At 67.9% G+C, this 19,463-nt stretch carries 13 protein-coding genes; 6 read left to right on the plus strand and 7 right to left on the minus strand.

Annotated features, from left to right (window positions below):
• Window positions 1-3 precede the first annotated feature (3 nt).
• From DOL89_RS00355 to DOL89_RS00380, 6 genes are all read right to left on the minus strand, one after another.
• On the minus strand, window positions 4-858 hold the full coding sequence (locus DOL89_RS00355; RefSeq protein ID WP_119677359.1) for a 5'-nucleotidase, lipoprotein e(P4) family: 855 nt from the start codon (window positions 856-858) through the stop codon (window positions 4-6).
• A 94-nt stretch (window positions 859-952) separates the two neighbouring features.
• Window positions 953-2,200 carry a polyhydroxyalkanoate depolymerase gene (locus DOL89_RS00360; RefSeq protein ID WP_119677360.1) on the minus strand — a complete coding sequence of 416 codons (1,248 nt, stop codon included), beginning with the start codon at window positions 2,198-2,200 and terminating at the stop codon, window positions 953-955.
• A 241-nt stretch (window positions 2,201-2,441) separates the two neighbouring features.
• Entirely contained in the window at window positions 2,442-3,101 is a 660-nt protein-coding gene (locus DOL89_RS00365) for a hypothetical protein (protein ID WP_119677361.1), read from the minus strand.
• A gap of 137 nt (window positions 3,102-3,238) precedes the next feature.
• Window positions 3,239-4,531, minus strand: coding sequence for a DUF2336 domain-containing protein (locus tag DOL89_RS00370; protein WP_119677362.1), 1,293 nt, complete (start codon window positions 4,529-4,531; stop codon window positions 3,239-3,241).
• Window positions 4,528-6,204, minus strand: coding sequence for a sensor domain-containing diguanylate cyclase (locus tag DOL89_RS00375; RefSeq protein ID WP_162937244.1), 1,677 nt, complete (start codon window positions 6,202-6,204; stop codon window positions 4,528-4,530). The genes DOL89_RS00370 and DOL89_RS00375 overlap by 4 nt, the downstream gene beginning before the upstream one ends.
• Before the next feature lie 121 nt (window positions 6,205-6,325).
• Window positions 6,326-7,222, minus strand: a complete 897-nt coding sequence (locus DOL89_RS00380; RefSeq protein WP_119677364.1) for a uracil-DNA glycosylase — start codon at window positions 7,220-7,222, stop codon at window positions 6,326-6,328.
• A gap of 119 nt (window positions 7,223-7,341) precedes the next feature.
• Between DOL89_RS00380 and DOL89_RS00385 the strand changes: the two genes are divergently transcribed.
• The 5 genes from DOL89_RS00385 (at window position 7,342) to DOL89_RS00405 (ending at window position 16,630) form a co-directional block, all read left to right on the plus strand.
• Window positions 7,342-9,000 (plus strand): electron transfer flavoprotein-ubiquinone oxidoreductase, encoded by a 1,659-nt coding sequence (locus DOL89_RS00385; RefSeq protein WP_119677365.1) that lies wholly within the window; start codon window positions 7,342-7,344, stop codon window positions 8,998-9,000.
• 757 nt (window positions 9,001-9,757) lie between these two features.
• Entirely contained in the window at window positions 9,758-11,551 is a 1,794-nt protein-coding gene (locus DOL89_RS00390; RefSeq protein ID WP_119677366.1) for a tetratricopeptide repeat protein, read from the plus strand.
• Window positions 11,552-11,686: 135 nt separating this feature from the next.
• Window positions 11,687-13,603 (plus strand): oligoendopeptidase F, encoded by a 1,917-nt coding sequence (pepF, locus tag DOL89_RS00395; protein WP_119677367.1) that lies wholly within the window; start codon window positions 11,687-11,689, stop codon window positions 13,601-13,603.
• A gap of 136 nt (window positions 13,604-13,739) precedes the next feature.
• Window positions 13,740-15,641, plus strand: coding sequence for an oligoendopeptidase F (gene pepF, locus DOL89_RS00400; RefSeq protein WP_119677368.1), 1,902 nt, complete (start codon window positions 13,740-13,742; stop codon window positions 15,639-15,641).
• A 110-nt stretch (window positions 15,642-15,751) separates the two neighbouring features.
• Window positions 15,752-16,630 carry a 50S ribosomal protein L11 methyltransferase gene (locus tag DOL89_RS00405; RefSeq protein ID WP_119677369.1) on the plus strand — a complete coding sequence of 293 codons (879 nt, stop codon included), beginning with the start codon at window positions 15,752-15,754 and terminating at the stop codon, window positions 16,628-16,630.
• A 153-nt stretch (window positions 16,631-16,783) separates the two neighbouring features.
• On the opposite strand, the gene DOL89_RS00410 is transcribed toward DOL89_RS00405, so the two are convergent.
• Window positions 16,784-17,149 carry a hypothetical protein gene (locus DOL89_RS00410; protein WP_119677370.1) on the minus strand — a complete coding sequence of 122 codons (366 nt, stop codon included), beginning with the start codon at window positions 17,147-17,149 and terminating at the stop codon, window positions 16,784-16,786.
• Window positions 17,150-17,304: 155 nt separating this feature from the next.
• On the opposite strand from DOL89_RS00410, the gene DOL89_RS00415 reads away from it, so the two are divergent.
• Window positions 17,305-19,326, plus strand: coding sequence for an aminopeptidase P family protein (locus DOL89_RS00415; RefSeq protein WP_119677371.1), 2,022 nt, complete (start codon window positions 17,305-17,307; stop codon window positions 19,324-19,326).
• Window positions 19,327-19,463 lie beyond the last annotated feature (137 nt).

Here is a 19,463-nt window from a genome sequence, read left to right on the forward strand (position 1 = left end):
CGATCAGGGCAGCAGCGCATCCGTGCGCGGCTTCGGCAGCACGTCCAGCCAGGCGCCGTACATGGGGTTGGGCAGAACCACCCAGCGCAGGTCGAACTGCGCCTGATGCTCCGCCATCAGCTCCGCCCGGCGGTCGGTGTCGTCCTTGCGGGTGACGGAGATCATGTCGCTGAACTGGTCGCCCACGGCCATGACGATGCGGTAATCCGCGGCGGCCTTGGCACGGCGGGTGCCCTTGTCGCTGGGCCAGTCCGGCTGCTCATTTTTCAGCATCATGTGCTCGGGCGGGATGTCCCCGAAGCCGACGGCCTTCATGTTCGCCAGCGTGTCCGCCTCCTGCGGGCAGGGGACGTCCGCGCCTGGGCGCGGTTCACATTCGCGATTGGTGACGAAGAGCGGGGTCACCCCGGCCTCGCGCAGGGCCGCTACGAACGCCACGGCTCCGGGCGTGGCCCTCGCCCGCCGGGTGGCCAGCCACTCGTCCCAGAGCTTCTGGTCGAAGCCGGGCCGGCCGCGCTGGATCATCCAGGCCTCGAACGGGCTGTTGTCCAGCACGGTCTCATCCACGTCGAAGATCACGGCCGGGGGCTTGCCGGCCCCGCCGTCCGCCTGCTCCAGCGCTGCCGACCCTGGCTGCGCCAGCGCCTGCGGCAGGCGGATTTCGGCGAGCTGGTAGGCCTGCCGGGCCACCTGTGCGAACTCGACGGAGCGCTGCACCCACAATGTGGCATCCAGCCGCTCATCCCCGTCCGTCAGCTGCGGCGTCGGCCTGGCTTCGTCCTGCGGCGCACGCTGGGCGGACGCAGGCAGGGCAAACAGAAGGCCGAGGACAGCGGCGGCTGCGGCGGGGCGGATCATGGAAAGCGCCTGTCACAAAAGTGAAACGGACCTCCCCATTAGCTGGTTCGGTCCGTTCCCGCTAGCCCCTTCGGGCAGGTTTCCGACGCCGTGTCTAGGCCGCAACGGTGCGGTGCTTGCCGCGGCTGTCGTGCTTGAGGATGAAGGACCTGATCTGCGGCTCGATCTGCTCGCGCCAACGGCGGCCGTTGAAGATGCCGTAATGGCCGACGCCCTTCTGAAGCAGGTCCACCTTCATTCCGTCGGGCAGGCTGGAGCAGAGCCTGTGGGCGGCGATGGTCTGGCCGGGGGCGGAGATGTCGTCCAACTCCCCCTCCACCGTCATCAGCGCCGTCCTGGTGATGGCGGAGCAATCGACGGTGACGCCGCGGATCTTCATGGTGCCGCGGGGCAGATCGCGGTCCTGGAACACGGATTTGACCGTTTCCAGATAGAACTCCGCCGTAAGGTCCAGGACGGACAGATACTCGTCATAGAATTTGCGGTGTGCCTCCGCGCTTTCTCCGTCGCCGCGCACCAGATGGCGGAACAGGCCCAGATGCTCGCCCACATGCCGGTCCAGATTCATGGACATGAAGCCTGTGAGCTGGATGAATCCCGGATAGACCTGCCGCATCCCGCCCGGATAATAGACCGGGACGGAGTGGATCACGTTGCGCGCGAACCACTCGATGTCGCGGGTCTCGGCAAGCTGCGTCACCACAGTGGGGGCGGCGGAGGTGTCGACCGGGCCGCCCATCAGCGTCATGGTGCGCGGCTGGCAAGGATCGTCCATCTGCGCCATCAGCGCCACCGCCGCCAGAACCGGCACGACCGGCTGGCACACGGCGATGACGTGGACGTCGGGGCCGAGGTGACGGATGAAATCCATCACATACTCGACGTAATCCTCGAAACCGAAACGGCCGCGGGCCAGCGGCACCATCTTCGCGTCGGCCCAGTCGGTGATGTAGACGTCGTGGTTCTGCATCAACTGGGCGACCGTGCCGCGCAGCAGGGTCGCGTAATGGCCGGACAGCGGGGCCACCAGCAGCACCTTGGGATGGTCGTTGGGCACGGCGCGCTGGAAGCGCAGCAGCGTGCCGAACGGCTTCTCCAGCACCGGCACCTCGGTGACCTTCACCTCGCGCCCGTTCACCATGGTGGTGGGCAGCCCGAACTCCGGCTTGCCCCAGCGCCGGGTCGTGCGCTCCAGCAGCTCGGCTCCGGCGGCGATGGCGCGCCCGGCCTTGGTGTAGGAGCCTGGGAAGAACGGGTTCTGGAACGTGGCCTGGGTCGCCTCCGCCACAAGGCGGAGCGGAGTCAGCGCAGCATGCTGCATGTCATAGAGCTGGTAGAGCAACCTTAGGCCCTCTCTTGAACGCCGGTCTGGCCGGTCAGGAAGGCGGCCCGTTCCGAATGTCCCCGCACCGCACTGATCCAGGTGCTCGCGATGGGGGCAACCGACCCGGCCGCCACGACTGTCAGACTAGGGCGGATGGATTAGTCCATGTGGTGTCCAGCCTATATCCCGGCCGGTTTATTGCAAAATGCTTTCGCGAGAAGCGGGCCGGGCCGGACGCGCCGGCCCGGATGCTTCCAGGTCAGATCTGCGGCACCTCGTGCACCTCGACGGGCTGCGACGAATGCCGGCTGAGGATTTCCACCGCCAGCTTCTCCCGCTCCGGATTCTGCACATTCACCCAGAGCAGCAGGCCGCCCTTCTCCAGGCTCTCCTGCAGCATGTTGTGACGCTGCTGGCCGAGCCAGCCGGCCAGCACGCCGCCGATGCCCGCGCCGCCGGCCCCGGCGGCGGCGGCGGCAAGAGCGGCCGCGAGCGCGGTGCCGCCGCTGGCGACCACTGCGCCGGTGGCGACAATCGCGCCCACATAGGCCGGGATGCCGATGGCAACGCCCTGCGCATCGCCCAGCTCCTCCGGAGACACGATGTTCTGCCGGTTGGTGTTCGGGCTGGTGGCCATTTCCCCGCTGTGCAGGTAGGTCTTGCCCAGCCGCTCCCGTGTCGCCTCGTCATGGGACATCAGGCTCATCTCATGGGCGCCGAAGCCGGCCATGGCCAGATCGTCCACCGCCCGCTGGAAGCTCTCCTCGCTATCGAAGATTCCGACCGCCTCGCGCACCAGGCCCTCCGGCCTTGCGGGGCTGCCTGCCGGGATCGTGCTGGGCCCCAGCGCCGGGTCCGCCTGCGGCAGTGTACGCCCGCCTTCAGCGGAACGTTCGTCTGCGCGGGGTTTCTCGGACATGCTCGCCTCCGGAAATACGTTGATCGTCACGGAGATCAACGCATGCGGTGCCGGATCGTTGCGCCGCGGCGCAAATGCGCAGGATGCATGGATGTCAAGGAAAAAAGCGGGCCGGCGGCGGGAAGAGCGGCCGGAATTCAGCCCCGCCCCTTTTTCCCGCTCTTGATGCCGAAGAATTCAAGCTGCCAGTTCAGCTCCTCCACCGTCATCGGGTAGTCGGTGCCGTTCTTGGCATTCAGCACGGCGGTGGGCGGAATCTGGGCGAGGCGGAGTTGCACCTGCCGGGCGAAGCGCATGGACAGGCCCGCCTTCCAGCACAGCGCCGTCACCGCCCGCGGGCTCTGGCCGGAGACGATCTTCTCGATGATGGAGAGCGGGATGCCGGATTTCAGCCCCAGCGCCGCCATCACGAACCCACGGTCGCCCTGGGTGAGCGCGAGCGATACCGTGTCCTCGTCCAGCTTGCCGGCCTTGTGCAGCGCCTCCGCGCGTTCCGACGGGCGGCCCTTGGGCGGGGCGGCATCGTCCACCGCCTCGATCCCGCCATCGGTTCTGCCCGGCGCGGTTCCGCGGTTCGCCACCGCCTCCGCCACCGCGGCGCGCGTCTCCGGCGGCAGGTCGGCCCGATCCGCCAGGACCTTCATGAGCTGGGCGTTGACGAAGGCGGCGATGCGGGCGGCGGCGGTGGGCGGCAGGGTAGGGCGGCGCACCAGGGGGCCGTGCCAGGGCTCATGCCGGGGGGCCATGTCGACGATCCGGTCCAGCGTTTCCTCCCGGATCTGGGCCGAATGGTTGGCCAGCAGCGCCGCCACGGCCCGCTCGCTCTCCGTCCTGACCACCGCATCCGTCACGGCGGGGGAGACGCCGGCCCGCTCCGCGATGGCCACCAACTGCCCGTCCAGCGGCCGGTCCCGGATGATGTGCAGCAGATCCTCGTCGGTCAGGACCGGGCTGTGGCGCAATACCGGGCCGCTGACCTGCAGTTCCAGATCGCGGGCAAGCTGCTGCACCAGATGGGCAGGGGCGGCCTTGCTGTGCTGGAGCGCTTCGGCGACGACCCGGCGCACCGTGACCGCCTGATCCCGCGCCAGCATCTCCAGGATCTCCAGCGTCATCTTCTCGATCTGCCCCACCCTGTCGGGGGAGAGTTCGGGCGCCAGAGCCGCGATCTTCGCGGCAAGGCCGGAGCGCACCTGCTCATCCGGGTCGGTGGAGAGCAGCAGATCCGCCTGCCGCGGGGTGGAGATGTTCCTGGCGATCTCCCGCCGGACAAGGGCGGTCTGGTCGCCGGCAAGGAAATACAGGATTTCCGGCCGCGTATCTGTGCGGCCGGCCACCTGACTGCGCTCGCCTGCATCCGGGCTTGCGGCCATGCGCTTCGCGGTCTCGTAATCGATCCCGGCGATCTTCAACCCGTTGTCGCCGCTCATGCCGCGCCATCCCGCGGCTGGACCGGGATGGCGGCTGCCGGGGCCAGGGCGCGGTGGCCCTTGCCCATGCGCTTGGCCGCGTACATGGCATGGTCGCTGCGGTCGACCAGCGCCTGCGCCGGCTCGCCCCCGCCGCCCTGGTGCAGCGCGACGCCGATGGAGACGCCCAGCGGCTTGTCCGGCCCTGCCGACAGCGGGCGCAGGAACTCCGCCGCCTCATGCAGCAGCCGGTCGGCGATGCGGAGTCCGCCGGCCTCGTCCACCCGGTCCGCCCACAGCACGAATTCATCGCCGCCCAGGCGGCCGGCCAGATCGCCGGCCCTGGCCAGCCGTTCCAGCAGTGCGCCAACAGCGCGCAGCACCTCGTCGCCTGCCGTGTGGCCCTGCAGGTCGTTGACGGCCTTGAAGTTGTCCAGGTCGAAATAGAGCAGGGCGGAGTTGCCGGCCGTGTTCCGGGCCAGCCGCTGCTCCAGCTTCTCCATGAAGGTGCGGCGGTTGTAGAGGCCGGTCAGCCCGTCCCGCTCCGACAAGGTCTTCAGCCGCTCCTGATACCTTGCCTGGGCCACGGCCACGCCGACATGGTCGGCGATGGCCCGGATCATGGAGGTGTCGTCGCCGGTCCAGCGCCGCTCTCCCCGCCGCCAGACCAGCACCGCCCCGTTGACCTCGTGCCGGAACAGGGTGCGGCAGGCCAGCAGGTGCAGATCGCCCAGCACCGCTTCCGCCGGCTCCGCCTGCGAGGCAGCATGGGCCAGAAGCCGGGGCAGGGACCCGGCCAGCGCCTCCGGCGCTTCTCCCTGCCCGGCGGCCTCGGGGAAATCGTCGCCGACCTTGGCGAACAGCCGGGCGCCGTCCGCCCCGGTGGCGTTCACCGCCACGCCGGCCGCGATCTCCAGAGTCTTCGCCGGCTCCACATCGTCCCGGGTGGAGCTGACGATATAGCCGAGATACTTCTCGCGCAGGCGGACCTGCGCCAACTCCATGCCCCGCAGACGCACCTCGGTGATGTTGCGGCAGGCGCCGCGGGCGCCCATCCAAACGCCCGCAGGCCCGGTCAGCGGCAGGGCGGAGGAGACGAGGCAGGCCGGCGTGCCGTCCTTGGCGCGCAACCACACCTCCGTCCGCCCGATGGGCGTGCGGGTGTCGAAGGGCAGCGGCTGGTCCGCGAATTCTTCCAGCACGAGTTCCGCCGGATGTCGGCCCACCAGCTCATCCGCCGTGTAGCCGATGGCTCCGGCGGGGGAGACGAAGACGAACCGCCCGTCCGGGCCTGTTTCCCAGGCGAAGTCGCTGGAGATGTCGACCAGATCCTTGTAGCGCTGCCGGCTCTCCGTCAGGGCGTTGCGCAGCCGGCGTTCCAGGGTCATGTCGCGGCCAAGGCACAGCACGTCGCCGTCCGGCAGCCGCGTGACGGCGAATTCCAGCGCGCCCGGACCATGGCCGGTCTCCACCGGGAAGCTGCGCACCGGCTCCACCGCCGGGCCACCCTCCGCCACCCAGGCGGACAGCCCGTCCAACCAGTCCCGCCCGTGGCGCTCCATCTCCCGCGCGCGGCCATTGGCGTCCCGCACCTGTCCGCCGTCCGCCAGCCGCAGCGCCGGCCCGGGCCAGCCGGAGAGGAGGGCGTCCAACTCGGCGGATTCAGCAGGGGCGGAGGGTATGGCAGCGTCCACGAACTGCTCCAAAGGGGAGGCTTACGACCAAAGTACTAATACAGCCCTGCGCCTACGTCCAGCGCGAGTATGGAAGCGAATTCATGCACCAGGAACGGGCCGGCCGCGCCCGTCTGCGGTCTCAGCCATCCAGCCGCGCCTTCAGGGTCAGCAGATCGCGCCAGGCATCCCGTTTCGCCACCGGATTGCGCAGCAGATAGGCCGGGTGCAGCATCGGCAGGGCGGGCAAGGCCTTGGAAAGGCCCGGAGCCTGGAAGTCGAACCAGCGGCCGCGCAGCCGCGTGATCCCCTCGCTCCGGGCCAGCAGGGACTTGGTGCTGATCCCGCCCAGGAAAACCAGGATGTCGGGCTTCACCAGCGATATGTGCCGCTGTACGAAGGGCAGGCAGGCCGCCACCTCCCCGTCCGTGGGGCTACGGTTTCCGGGCGGGCGCCAGGGCAGCACGTTGGTGATGTAGACGGCCTTGGCCGGGTCCTCGGCCGTGCGTTCCAGCCCGATGCAGGCCAGCATCCGGTCCAGCAGCGCGCCAGCCGGCCCGACGAAGGGCTTGCCCTGCCGGTCCTCCTGCTCGCCCGGCGCTTCACCCACCAGCATGATGCGGGCGGCGGGATTGCCGTCGGCGAAGACCAGATTCATGGCCGTGTGCTTCAGGGCGCAACCCTCGAACGCCGCGATGGCGGCGCGCAGCTCCTCCAGGCTGCTTGCCGCACCCGCTGCGGCCCGCGCGCTTTCCCCGGCCTCGGCGGCGCCCAGGGGCGCGCCGGGCAGCAGGCTGGCGGAGCCGCCGGGCAGGACAGGACGCGACTCGGACGCCGCGGCGGGCAGGCGCGCCTGGGCGTCGCCGCGCGCCGCGGGAGCGGCGGTAGCCTGTCCCGGCGCGGGGCCGTTTTGCTGAACCGCCGCGGTCCTGCGGGAGGCGAGCTGGGTCCAGTCGATGGGTTCCTCTCCCACCGCCTCATCCACGCCGGCATCCAACAGGAACCGCAGGGCCGCGACGCTTTCCGTAAGGTCATTCATGGTTTGACCCTACCACCATACCTATGTTTCTACATGCTTTCGAGGGTCCGCCACCCGATGGCGGGACAAAATAGCCGCTCGTGACGTTCATGCAGCGGTCAAAAACAGCGGGGAAGGGCATGGAACGCGAATCCATGGAATATGATGTCGTGATCGTCGGCGCTGGCCCCGCGGGCCTGTCCGCCGCGATCCGGCTGAAGCAGCTCTCGGCCGAACAGGGCCATGAAGTCAGCGTCTGCGTGATCGAGAAGGGGTCGGAGGTCGGCGCCCACATCCTGTCCGGCAACGTGCTCGACCCGCGCGCGCTGAACGAGCTTATCCCCGACTGGAAGGAAAAGGGCGCCCCGCTGAACGCCCCCGTGGTGGACGACCGTTTCTACGTGCTGTCCGACAAGGGCGGCATGCGCATACCGAATTTCCTGCTGCCGCCCTTGATGCACAATAGCGGCAACTACGCCATCAGCCTGGGCAATCTCTGCCGCTGGCTGGCGACGCAGGCCGAAGAGCTGGGCGTGGAGATCTATCCCGGCTTCGCCGCCGCGGAGGTGGTCTACAACGAGGACGGCTCCGTCAAGGGTGTCGCCACTGGCGACATGGGCATCGGCAAGGATGGGGAGCCGACGGACCGCTACACCCCCGGCATGGAGCTGCACGGCAAGTACACCTTCTTCGCCGAGGGCGTGCGCGGCAATCTGTCCAAGATGCTGATGGACCGCTTCGACCTGCGCACCGATTGCGATGTGCAGAAGTACGGCATCGGCATCAAGGAACTGTGGGAAATCCCGGCGGATAAACATAAGCAGGGCCTGGTGATGCACACCCAGGGTTGGCCGCTGGACAGCAAGACGGCTGGCGGCTCCTGGATGTACCATCTGGAGAATAATCAGGTCTCCATCGGCTTCGTGGTGAACCTGGACTACTGGAACCCGCACCTCTCCCCATTCGAGGAGTTCCAGCGCTTCAAACAGCACCCCTTCATCCGCAAGTACCTGGAAGGCGGCAAGCGCATCGCCTATGGCGCCCGCGCCATCAATGAGGGCGGTTTCCAGTCCGTGCCGAAGCTGGCCTTCCCCGGCGGCGCGCTGATCGGCTGCTCCGCCGGCTTCGTCAACGTGCCGCGGATCAAGGGCACCCACAACGCCATGAAGACCGGCATGCTGGCGGCGGAGGCGGCTTTCGCGCAGCTCAAGTCCGGTTCGCCCAGGAATGTGCTGGACGGCTACGAGACGGCGTACAAGTCGAGCTGGGTGTATGAGGACCTTTACAAGGTCCGCAACGTGAAGCCGGGCCTGAAATGGGGTCTCGGCCTCGGCAACATCCATGGCGGCGTGCAGATGTGGCTGCACGATCTCGGGCTCGGCAAGCTGCTGCCCTACACGCTGCATTACAAGAAGGCCGATCACGAAAGTCTGGTTCCGGCGGCGCAGGCGAAGAAGATCGCCTATCCCAAGCCGGACGGCGTCATCAGCTTCGACCGTCTCTCCTCGGTGTATCTGTCGAACACCAACCATGAGGAGGACCAGCCTTCACACCTGAAGCTGAAGGACCCCTCGATCCCGATCGAGTTCAACCTGCCGGAATATGATGAACCGGCGCAACGCTACTGCCCGGCCGGGGTGTACGAGGTGATGCGGAACGACGACGGCAGCGATCCGCGCTTCGTCATCAACTTCCAGAACTGCGTGCACTGCAAGACCTGCGACATCAAGGACCCGAAGCAGAACATCGTCTGGACCGTGCCCGAAGGCGGCGGGGGGCCGAACTATCCGAACATGTGAGTGCACAAGGGGCCGGTTCCGCAGGGAACCGGCCCTTTCCCATTGTGGGCGCGGCTTTCCGGCGGTGGGGCCGCGTCGCAATCCGGCTCTCGCGGGGAATGGTACGGCGAACGTAGGTCGGTCACGCGGAGCGTGGCCGACACCCGTCTGAACTATTCGACACTGTCCTCCCCGTGGGGAGGGTTGGTTCGGGTATAGGAAAGGATGAATGGGATGGATAGGATGACGGAGAGCATCCTATCCGCCGGTGCGGGGAGGTGACTGAGACCTGCCTCCGCCGGTGCGGCGCGCCATCCCATTCATCCTATTCATCCTTGCCTGATAACCGATTGTCTGCCGGAGCCAGCACGGGCAGGATCGAATGGCTGGGCTAGTGACATCTAGAAAGATGAAAAGGATGAAAATGATGGCGCGGGGCTATTTGACTCCGTCTTAGCTCCTGCCCGGTCTCGATCACTGCCTGCGGCGCTCCCGGTCCATCATCTTCATCCTTCCCATCCTTTTCATCTTTCAAGATGTCACCGGCCCCGATGCTCGTGCCCGTAGGTCGCGAGAAGGCCGAAGGCCGGATTGCGACGTCAGCGCCGGCCCGCTTCATGCCTTCTGTTACAAAATGGGTCCGGCCCCACGCACGGTTATTGATCCCTTAAAGCCTCCATGCGTACGCTGATTGCTCGACATGACGGGCCGGCGGGAGGCCGGGCGTCGGGTGGAACGGCACCCAGCGGCTGATCACAGATAAGGACCAGGGCAGCAGATGCGGGCAGTCAGCATGACCGGACAGGCACGGGCCATCACCTTGGACGCACATGCCCGGGCGCAGGCCCGCCTCAGAACCACCGCCGCGGCCCTTGGGCTGTTGGCTCTGGCCGGGGCGTTCTGGGCCGGGACGGCGAAAGCCGCCCCGGTGGAGGCGCCCGCCATCCGCATCGCCGAATTCAGCCCGGTGGGCAGCTATCTGGCCGGCCGCGTCGCCCAGAGTGCGGGCGACTGGGATCTGGCCGCGCGTCACCTGTCCCAGGCCTTGCAGGCCGATCCCGGCAATACCGGCCTGATGCGCCGCGCCTTCCTGCTGCATCTCGGCGAGGGCAACAAGGAGGAGGCTCTGCGCCTCGCCCGTCGCATCGAGGGTGCGGACGGGGAAAGCTATCTCGCTTCCGCCCTGCTGGTCGCGGACGACCTTGCCAACAACCGGGCGGATCAGGCGCTGGCCCGGTTGCCGGCATTGCCCAGCCAGGGGATGGGGCAGTTCGTGACCCCGCTGCTGACCGCCTGGGCGCAGGCGGGGGCCGGCGATTATGATGCCGCGCTGGCCGCGCTGGCACCGCTGGACCAAGCGGCGGGCTTCCGCCCGCTGAAGCTGCTGCAGGAAGCCGTGATCCAGGATCTGCGCGGCAATGCGGAGGAGGCCGGCCGGCTCTACATGGAACTGGCCCGGGGAGACGGCCAGCCGTTACGGCTGGTCCAGCTCACCGGCAATTTCCTGGAGCGGCAGGGCCGGACGGAGGAGGCGCGCGCGCTCTATGCCGCTTTTGCGGAGGGCAACGGCGCGAACCCCATCGCAGCCGACGCGCTGGAGGCCCTGGACAAGGGCAGGCCGCCGCAGCCGCTGATCGCCAATGCCCATGAGGGGCTGGCGGAGGCCATGTTCGAACTCGGCTCCGCCCTCCATCAGGAGGGAGCCGCGGAGATGGCGCTGCTCTATGGACGCATCGCCCTGATGCTGGATGGCGGGCTCGATCTCGCCCGCCTCATGGTGGGCGACGTTCTGGCCGCCCGCGACCGCGATGCGGCGGCGCTTTCCGAGTACAAGGCCGTCTCGGGCGCGCCCGGCATCATGTGGGCCGCCCGGCTGCGTCAGGCCGACGCGCTGCGCCGGCTGGAGCGGACGGACGAGGCGACCAAGATGCTGTCCGACATGGCGGCGGAACGGCCGGAGCGCACCGATGCTCTGATCCGGCTCGGCGACATCGCCCGGATGGACGGGCGTTATGAGGAGGCCATCGCCGCCTACGACCGTGCGGTGAAGCGACAGGAGGAGGCCGGCCGGCCGGAATGGCTGGCCTATTATCTGCGCGGCCTGTCCCTGGACGGGGCGAAGCGCTGGCCGGAGGCGGAGAAGGATCTCCGCGCGGCGCTGGAGCTGAACCCCGACCATCCCTCCATCCTGAATTATCTCGGCTATTCCTATATCGACCGCGGTCAGAACCTGGAGGAGGCGCGGGATCTGGTGGCGCGGGCGGTGGCCAAACGGCCGGACGACGGCCACATCGTGGACAGCCTGGGCTGGGCCAAGTTCAAGCTGGGCGATTACCATGGCGCCATCGAGGATCTGGAGCGCGCGGCGGAGCTGGAACCGGCGGAGCCCACGATCAACGACCATCTCGGCGACGCCTATTGGGCAGTGGGTCGCAAGCAGGAGGCCCGCTTCCAGTGGCGCCGCGCCGCCCAGCAGGAAAGCGCGGACGAGGCCCTGCGCAGTGCCGCGGAGCAAAAGCTGAAGCACGGACTGCCCCTTCCCAAGACCGCCGGCCTGCCGGAGCCCCAGTGACCAGAGTGGACGGGCTGTCTCGGAAACCAACCGGTTACAAAAACACCATCTGGACTGGCGGAACGCTGCGCTATAACCCCTGAAGTCGTGCGGCAGGCCCCCGGATGGGGCCGCCGTCTTTTCCAGGGGGGTAAAATGGCGGACAAGGTTTCCATCCGGACCCGGTTGATCGGGGCTGCCGGCATTGCGTTGCTGATCGGAATGGCGCCTGTCGCCGGTGCGCTGGCCCAGGCGGCCCAGCCCGCCAAACCCGCCGCCGAAGCGGCCAAGACGGACCCGCGCCATGTCTGGGATCTGTCGCCGATCTTCCCGAGCGTCGAGGCGTGGGACGCCGAGCGCACGACCCTGCTGAAGGAAATTCCGGAGCTTCAGTCGCTGAAGGGCACGCTGGGCAAGGACGCCGCCACTCTGCGCGCGGCGCTGGACCGGATCAGCGCCATCAACCGGCGTGCGGAGAAGGTGCTGGTCTACGCCTATATCGACAGCACCACCAACAACCGCGACAGCTCCAAGATGGAGCGGCGCAGCCTGTCCCAGCAGCTCTTCGGTGAGCTGGGCTCCGCCACCGCCTGGCTGTCGCCGGAGGTCCAGGATGTCGGGGCGGAGAAGATCGAAAGCTTCATCAAGGCCGACAAGGGGCTGGAGAAGCACGCCTTCGACCTGCGCGACATCCTGCGCAACAAGCCGCACACCCTGACCGCCGAGGCGGAAGGCGTGCTGGCGGCCCTGTCCCCGACCCTGGGCGCTTTCAGCGACACCTACTCGCTGCTGGCCAATGCCGACATCGACTGGCCTGAGGTCAAGGTGGACGGCAAGGAGGAGACGGTGAATCAGGCCGGCTACGGCCGCCTGCGCCAGAACCCCGACCGGGCCGTCCGTAAAGAGGTCTTCGACAAGTTCTGGGCCACCTTCAGCCAGTACCGGAACAGCATGGGCGGCACGCTGGGCGCCGTGGTGCAGGCCAACGTGACCCAGGCCAAGCTGCGCAACTACCCCACCGCCGTGGCCGCCAGCCTGGCCGCCAATGACATCCCGGAGGAGGTCTACCGCACGCTGGTGGCGGAGGCGAACAAGGGCCTGCCGGCCCTGCACCGCTATTTCAAGCTGCGCCAGAAGATGCTCGGCCTGCCGGACATCCACTACTACGACATCTATCCGCCGATGGTGAAGCTGGACAAGAAGTTCGATCTCGACCAGTCCGCCGCCCTGTCGCTCGCCGCGGTGAAGCCGCTGGGCGAGGAGTATCAGAGCCTGATGAAGCAGGCGACGTCGGCCCGTTCCATGCACGTCTTCCCGGCGGAAGGAAAGGAAAGCGGGGCGTACCAGTGGGGCGTCTACGGGATCACCCCGTACGTCTTCCTGAACCACCAGAACGACTATAATTCCATGAGCACCTACATCCACGAGTGGGGCCATGGGATGCACACCATTCTGGCCGACAGGAACCAGACCTACGAGAACGCCCAGTACCCGCTGTTCGTGGCGGAGATCGCGTCCATCACCAACGAAATCCTACTCTCCGATTTCATGCTGGAGCAGGCCGGCAGCAAGGAAGAGCGCCTCTATTACCTAGGTGAGGCGCTGGAGAGCATGCGCGGCACCTTCTTCCGCCAGACCATGTTCGCCGAGTTCGAGCTGGCCACCCATGACGCCATGGAGCGCGGCGAGGCCCTGTCCGGCGACAAGATGACGGAAATCTACTGCGGTCTGCTGAAGAAGTACCATGGCGCCGAACAGGGCGTGATGCAGATCGACGACACCTACTGCGCGGAGTGGGCCTACATCCCGCACTTCTACCGGCCCTTCTACGTCTACCAGTACGCCACCTCCATCGCCGCCGCCGCCTATTGGGCGGAGCAGGTGGAGACCGGCGGGCCGGATGTGCGGGAGAAGTATCTGGACATCCTGCGTGCGGGCGGGTCCAAGTACCCCTATCCGCTGCTGAAGGAGGCCGGGCTCGACATGGCGTCGCCGGCCCCCTATCAGGCGCTGATCAAGCGCATGAACGCCATCATGGACGAGATGGAAAAGATCCTGGCCGACAAGACCTGATCCGGATCGGCGGGGCAGGGCCTCCACGGCCCCGCCCCGTCCGTCCTGCCTTTCCGGATACCGGCTGGCCGGCATCCCAACCGCTGACTTTCAAGCCGGGCGATCCGGCCCGGCGCTTCGAGGAGACTTTGTGCTGATGAATTTCCGTTCGCGTATCCTGGGGACCGCCGCCCTGGCCCTGGTCGCCACCCTGGCGCCGCTCACCGCCAACGCCCAGTCCGCCAGCCCGGCGAAGCCCGCCGCAGAGGCGGCCGCGGTGGATCAGCGTTGGGTCTGGGACCTGACCAAGCTGTTCCCCAGCGACGAAGCCTGGGATGCCGAACGCAAGGCCGTGCTGGCGGATTTGCCGGAACTGGCCGCCCTGAAGGGCACGCTGGGCAAGGACGCCAAGACCATGGCGGCAGCGTTCGAGAAGATGTCCGATGTCGGCCGCCGGCTGGAGCGGCTCTGGGTCTATGCCTCCACCCAGGCCTCCACCGACAGCCGCGACGCCCGCAACCAGGAACGCGCCAGCCTGATGCGCCAGTTGGGCGGTGAGCTGGGCTCCGCCCTCGCCTGGGTGGACCCGGAGGTCCAGGCCATCGGCAAGGAGAAGGTGGAAAGCTTCATCAAGGCCGAGCCGGCCCTGAAGAACCACGCTTTCCGCCTGCGCGACATCATCCGCACGGCCGAGCACACGCTGACGCCGGAAGCCGAGGCCGCCCTGGCCGCTGTGTCGCCGGTGCTGACCGCGTCCGGCACCACCTACAACCTGCTGGCCACGGTGGATGTGGACTGGCCCTCCATCCAGGTGGACGGCAAGGACGTGAAGCTGAACCAGATCGGCTACGCCAAGCTGCGCGAGCATCCGGACCGGGAGGTGCGCAAGAACGCCTTCAATACCTTCTGGACCAAGTGGAAGCAGTACGAGAACACCTTCGGCTCCACGTTGGGCACGCGGATCGAGGCCGGCGTGGCGAACGCCAAGCTGCGCGGCTACAAGTCCGCCGTGGCCGCCAGCCTGGCCGGCAACGACATCCCGGAGGAGGTCTACCGCACGCTGGTGGCAGAGGCGAACAACGGCCTGCCCACGCTGCACCGCTACTTCAAGCTTCGGCAGAAGATGCTGAAGCTGCCGGACCTGCATTATTACGACATCTATCCGGCGCTGGTCGAACTGGGGAAGGAATACCCGGTCGACATGGCCGGTGAGCTGACCCTGGCCGCCACCCGGCCGCTGGGCGACGAATACCAGGGCATGCTGAAGCAGGCGATCTCCGAACGCTCGATGCATGTCTTCCCGGCGGAGGGCAAGCGCTCCGGCGCCTACCAGACCGGCGTCTACGGGGTGACCCCGTTCGTCTTCCTGAACCACCAGAACAATTTCGACAGCGTCAGCACCTATGCCCATGAATGGGGCCACGGGATGCACACCGCGCTGGCGAACAAGAACCAGCCCTTCGAGACAGCGGATTATTCCCTGTTTGTGGCGGAGATCGCCTCCATCACCAACGAGATCCTGCTCTCCGACTTCATGCTGGAGCAGGCTGGGTCGAAGGAGGAGCGGCTCTATTATCTCGGCCACGCTCTGGAGAGCATGCGTGGCACCTTCTTCCGCCAGACCATGTTCGCCGAGTTCGAGCTGGCCACCCATGACGCGGTCCAGCAGGGCGAAGCCCTCTCCGGCAAGAAGATGACGGAGATCTATTGCGGCCTGCTGAAGAAGTATCATGGCGCCGATCAGGGCGTGATGAACATCGACCCGGCCTACTGCCAGGAATGGGCCTACATCCCGCACTTCTACCGGCCCTTCTACGTCTACCAGTACGCTACCTCCATGGCGGCCTCGGCCTACTGGGCCGAGCAGGTGGAGACCGGCGGGGAGAAGGTACGCGAGCAGTACCTGAACATCCTGCGCGCCGGTGGCTCGCAGTACCCGTACCAGCTCCTGAAGAAGGCCGGACTCGACATGGCCACCCCGGCTCCCTATCAGGCCCTGATCAAGCGCATGAGCGCCATCATGGATGAGATGGAGAAGATCCTGAACGACAAGACCTGATGCGTTGCGGCTGACCGCCCGCATTGAGGAATCGGCCGCAAACGTGTAGGACTTCCCGGCCCGGAGGCACACAGCCTTCGGGCCGTTCTTCTTTGTGCGGAGCAGGTCATATGCAGCCGATGTGGCGGATCGCGTTCGAGGTGCCGGAGGCCTGTGTGCCCGCCTTCGCCGAGCTGGTGGAGCCCCATGTGGATGCCGTCTCCACCTTCGAATTGCAGGAAGGCGGGCAGTGGCTGATCGAGGGCACCAGCTACAATGAGCCTGACACCGGCCGCATCTCCACCAAGATCGCCGTCATGGCCGCCGCCATGGGCATTCCGGAGCCGGAATTCACGGCCGAGCCGCTGCCGCCCATCGACTGGGTGACCAAGACCTACCTGTCCTTCCCGCCGATCCAGGCCGGCCGCTTCTTCATCCATGGCAGCCACCACAAGAAGCCGGTGCCCGTGGGCTGCATCGGCCTCCAGATCGAGGCCGCGATGGCCTTCGGCTCGGGCGAGCATGCCACGACCCAGGGATGCCTGCGCGCCATCTCCGACCTGCGGAAGTCGCGCAAGATCGCCAACGCGCTCGACATGGGCTGCGGCTCCGGCATCCTGGCCTTCGCCATCGCCAAGCTCTGGAAAATCCCGGTGGTGGGCGTCGATATCGATGCCCTCTCCATCGAGATCGCGACGGAGAATGCCCGCCTGAACCGGGTGGACCAGTATGTGAAGCTCTTCACCGGCAACGGCTACCGCACCAACGCGGTGCGGAAGGGCGGGCGGCATGGCGTCTATGACGTGATCGTCGCCAACATCCTGGCCCGCCCCCTGGCCCGCATGGCCCCGGACTGCCGCCGCCATCTGAAGCGCGGCGGCCTCGCCATCTTCTCCGGCCTGCTGCACCGGCAGGAGCCGCTGGTGATCAACGCCCACCGCGCCCAGGGAATGAAGCTGGTGAAGCGCTACCGGCTCGGCGACTGGTCTACCCTGGTGATGAAGGGCTGAGCCGGCCTTATACGCGTTCTCACGGATGGTGACCCATCCGTGAGCTTCAGACGCCAGCGCCGCTCCGCGGCTCGGCTTACGCCGCAGAGGCGGCGTGGCGGTAGTAGTCGCCGATAACAGCTCTCGATGAGTTGCCTTCGTCGAGAGCTGTTGTTACTCCCGCGGCGGCACGGTCGGTTGTTCCACCGGCTCCGGCGGCGCCCCGTCGGGCAGGAACTGCGGTTCCGTGGCGATGCGCTCCGCTGGAAGTTCGTCGGGGGACGGCGCCTCGGCGGACTCGTCGGTCACGGGCGGCGCTTCGGCCTCGTCGGTTGCGACGGCATCGGCGGGTTCGTCCATGGCGGCGCTTTCCTCATCCGCGCCGCTGGCGACCGCGATGCCTGACTGCTCCGGCGGCAGGGCGGCATTGCTGTCCATGTTGCCCGCCGCGACATCCTCCGGAACCGCTTCCCCGGCCCAGGCCGGAGCGGTCAGCAGGGCGGCGAGCAGGGCTAGCGTTCCAATGGTTGGCCTGTGCATGGGTTCTCCTCTCGTTCGGTGATCGGCTCGGTGATCGGTTGCCACTCCAACAGCCGACGGCCGATCCTGTCCGGCCCCTTGCGCCGCCAAGCGGGTGGTTCTAGCTTCCGCTCAGACCGCGCCCCTGGCGCCCCACAGACCGGTGAGTTGACCCCGTGGCCTCCAGCACCCCCGCCTATCGTGGCGATGCCGACCTTGCCCGCCTGCTCCAGGAGGCCGGAATCGGCCGGTCCGTGGAGGATATCCGCGACCTGATCGCCGGCGTGAATGCCGCCCCGGACGGCAGCCGCCCGGACCGCTGGCTGGAGCTGGTGGGCGTGGAGCTTCCGGCGGAGCTGGAGGCCCAGTTGCGGGCGCTGCGCGACATGGTGGCCCGACCGGTGCTGCCGCAGCAGGGCGACCATGCCGACCGGCTGGGCCGCCTCCGCGCCGAGTTGCAGCGCCGCGGCCTGCACGGATTCGTCGTTCCCCGCGCCGATGAGCATCAGGGCGAATATGTGCCGCTGCGGGCCAACCGCATGGCCTGGCTGACCGGCTTCACCGGGTCCGCCGGCATGGTGGTGGTGACGCTCGACGCGGCCGCCATCTTCGTGGATGGCCGCTACACGCTCCAGGTCCGGCAGCAGGTGGACGCCGCCTCCTACGACTATCGCAGCCTGACCGACGAGTTCCATGGCGACTGGGCCGCCGCCAACCTGCGCGCCGGCCAGAAGCTGGGCTTCGATCCCTGGCTGGTGACCGTGGGCTGGGTAGAGCGGATGCGCGCCGCCCTGGCCCGGACAGGGGCCGAGCTGGTGGCGCTGGACAGCAACCCGGTGGATGCCGTCTGGCACGACCAGCCGCCGCCGCCCCTGGGCCTGATCGAACCGCACCCGGTGGAGTTCGCCGGCAAGTCCAGCGCCGACAAGCGGGCGGAGGTGGCGGCGGAGCTGCGGGCGCATCAGACCCGCGCCGCCATGCTGACCCAGCCGGACAGCATCGCCTGGCTGCTGAACATCCGCGGCTCCGACGTGCCCTGCACGCCGCTGCCGCTCAGCTTCGCCATTGTGCGCGACACCGGCGACGTGGACTGGTTCGTCGATGGCCGCAAGCTGGCCCCCGACCTGGCCCTCCATCTCGGCAACCAGGTCTCCGTGCGCGCACCGGAGGAGCTGGGGCCGGCGCTGGACGCGCTGGGGGCGGAGAAGGCCGCCGTCCGCGTCGATCCGGCCACGGCCGCCGTCTCCATCTTCGACCGGCTGCATGCCGCCGGGGCCAGGGTGGAGCGGGAAGCGGACCCCTGCGTCATGCCCAAGGCCATGAAGAACCCGGTGGAGCTGGAGGGCGCCCGCGCCGCCCACCGGCGCGACGGGGCGGCCATGGTCCGCTATCTGGCCTGGCTGGACCGGGAAGCGCCGAAGGGCGGTCTGGATGAGATCGCGGCGGCCGAGCGGCTGCTGGAGACCCGCAGGCAGGTCGCCGATTTCCGCGACCAGTCCTTCGACACCATCGCCGGGGCCGGCCCGAACGGCGCCATCGTCCACTACCACGCCCAGCCGGAGACGAACCGGAAGATCGAGCGGGACAGCCTGTTCCTGCTGGATTCGGGCGGGCAGTATCTGGACGGCACCACCGACATCACCCGCACCATCGCCGTGGGCACGCCCTCGGCGGAGATGAAGCGGCATTTCACGCTGGTGCTGAAGGGCAATATCGCCCTGTCCGTCGCCCGTTTCCCCAAGGGCACCACCGGCTCCCAGCTCGACGCGCTGGCGCGCCAGTTCCTGTGGGCGGAGGGGCTGGATTACGATCACGGCACCGGCCATGGCGTCGGCAGCTTCCTGTCGGTGCATGAGGGGCCGGCGCGCATCGCCAAGATCCCCAGTACCGTGGCGCTCCAGCCCGGCATGATCCTGTCCAACGAGCCCGGCTACTACAAGACCGGCGCCTACGGCATCCGGATCGAGAACCTGATCGTGGTGCAGCCGGTCGAGGTGCCGGGGGCGGAGCGGCCCATGCTGGGCTTCGAGATCATTACCCTCTGCCCCATCGACCGCCGGCTGGTGGATGCGTCCCTGCTGACCGCGGCGGAGCGGGAGTGGCTGAACAGCTACCACGCCCGCGTCCGCGAGACCCTGTCGCCCCTGGTGGAGGGGGCGGAGCGGGACTGGCTGGTGCTGGCGACCGAGGCGGTGTGAGCCGTACCATCCCCTCTCCAGGTTCTTCCCCGTCATCCCGGCGCAAGGCCGGACCCAGGGCCACAGGCATCGTTCTCGGGCCCCGGCCCTGTCCGGGATGACGGAAAATCCGGGGAAGGGGCGCACGGCATGCGGCG

The organism is Indioceanicola profundi, assembly GCF_003568845.1.
GTDB classification, from domain to species: Bacteria; Pseudomonadota; Alphaproteobacteria; order Azospirillales; family Azospirillaceae; genus Indioceanicola; species Indioceanicola profundi.

Bases quoted from the DNA above. Each gene is read 5' to 3' on its own strand.
- DOL89_RS00355 (WP_119677359.1), bottom strand. From the start codon at position 858: ATGATCCGCCCCGCCGCAGCCGCCGCTGTCCTCGGCCTTCTGTTTGCC.
- DOL89_RS00365 (WP_119677361.1), bottom strand. From the start codon at position 3,101: ATGTCCGAGAAACCCCGCGCAGACGAACGTTCCGCTGAAGGCGGGCGT.
- DOL89_RS00370 (WP_119677362.1), bottom strand. From the start codon at position 4,531: ATGAGCGGCGACAACGGGTTGAAGATCGCCGGGATCGATTACGAGACC.
- DOL89_RS00380 (WP_119677364.1), bottom strand. From the start codon at position 7,222: ATGAATGACCTTACGGAAAGCGTCGCGGCCCTGCGGTTCCTGTTGGAT.
- DOL89_RS00385 (WP_119677365.1), top strand. From the start codon at position 7,342: ATGGAACGCGAATCCATGGAATATGATGTCGTGATCGTCGGCGCTGGC.
- DOL89_RS00390 (WP_119677366.1), top strand. From the start codon at position 9,758: ATGCGGGCAGTCAGCATGACCGGACAGGCACGGGCCATCACCTTGGAC.
- pepF (WP_119677367.1), top strand. From the start codon at position 11,687: ATGGCGGACAAGGTTTCCATCCGGACCCGGTTGATCGGGGCTGCCGGC.
- pepF (WP_119677368.1), top strand. From the start codon at position 13,740: ATGAATTTCCGTTCGCGTATCCTGGGGACCGCCGCCCTGGCCCTGGTC.
- DOL89_RS00405 (WP_119677369.1), top strand. From the start codon at position 15,752: ATGCAGCCGATGTGGCGGATCGCGTTCGAGGTGCCGGAGGCCTGTGTG.
- DOL89_RS00410 (WP_119677370.1), bottom strand. From the start codon at position 17,149: ATGCACAGGCCAACCATTGGAACGCTAGCCCTGCTCGCCGCCCTGCTG.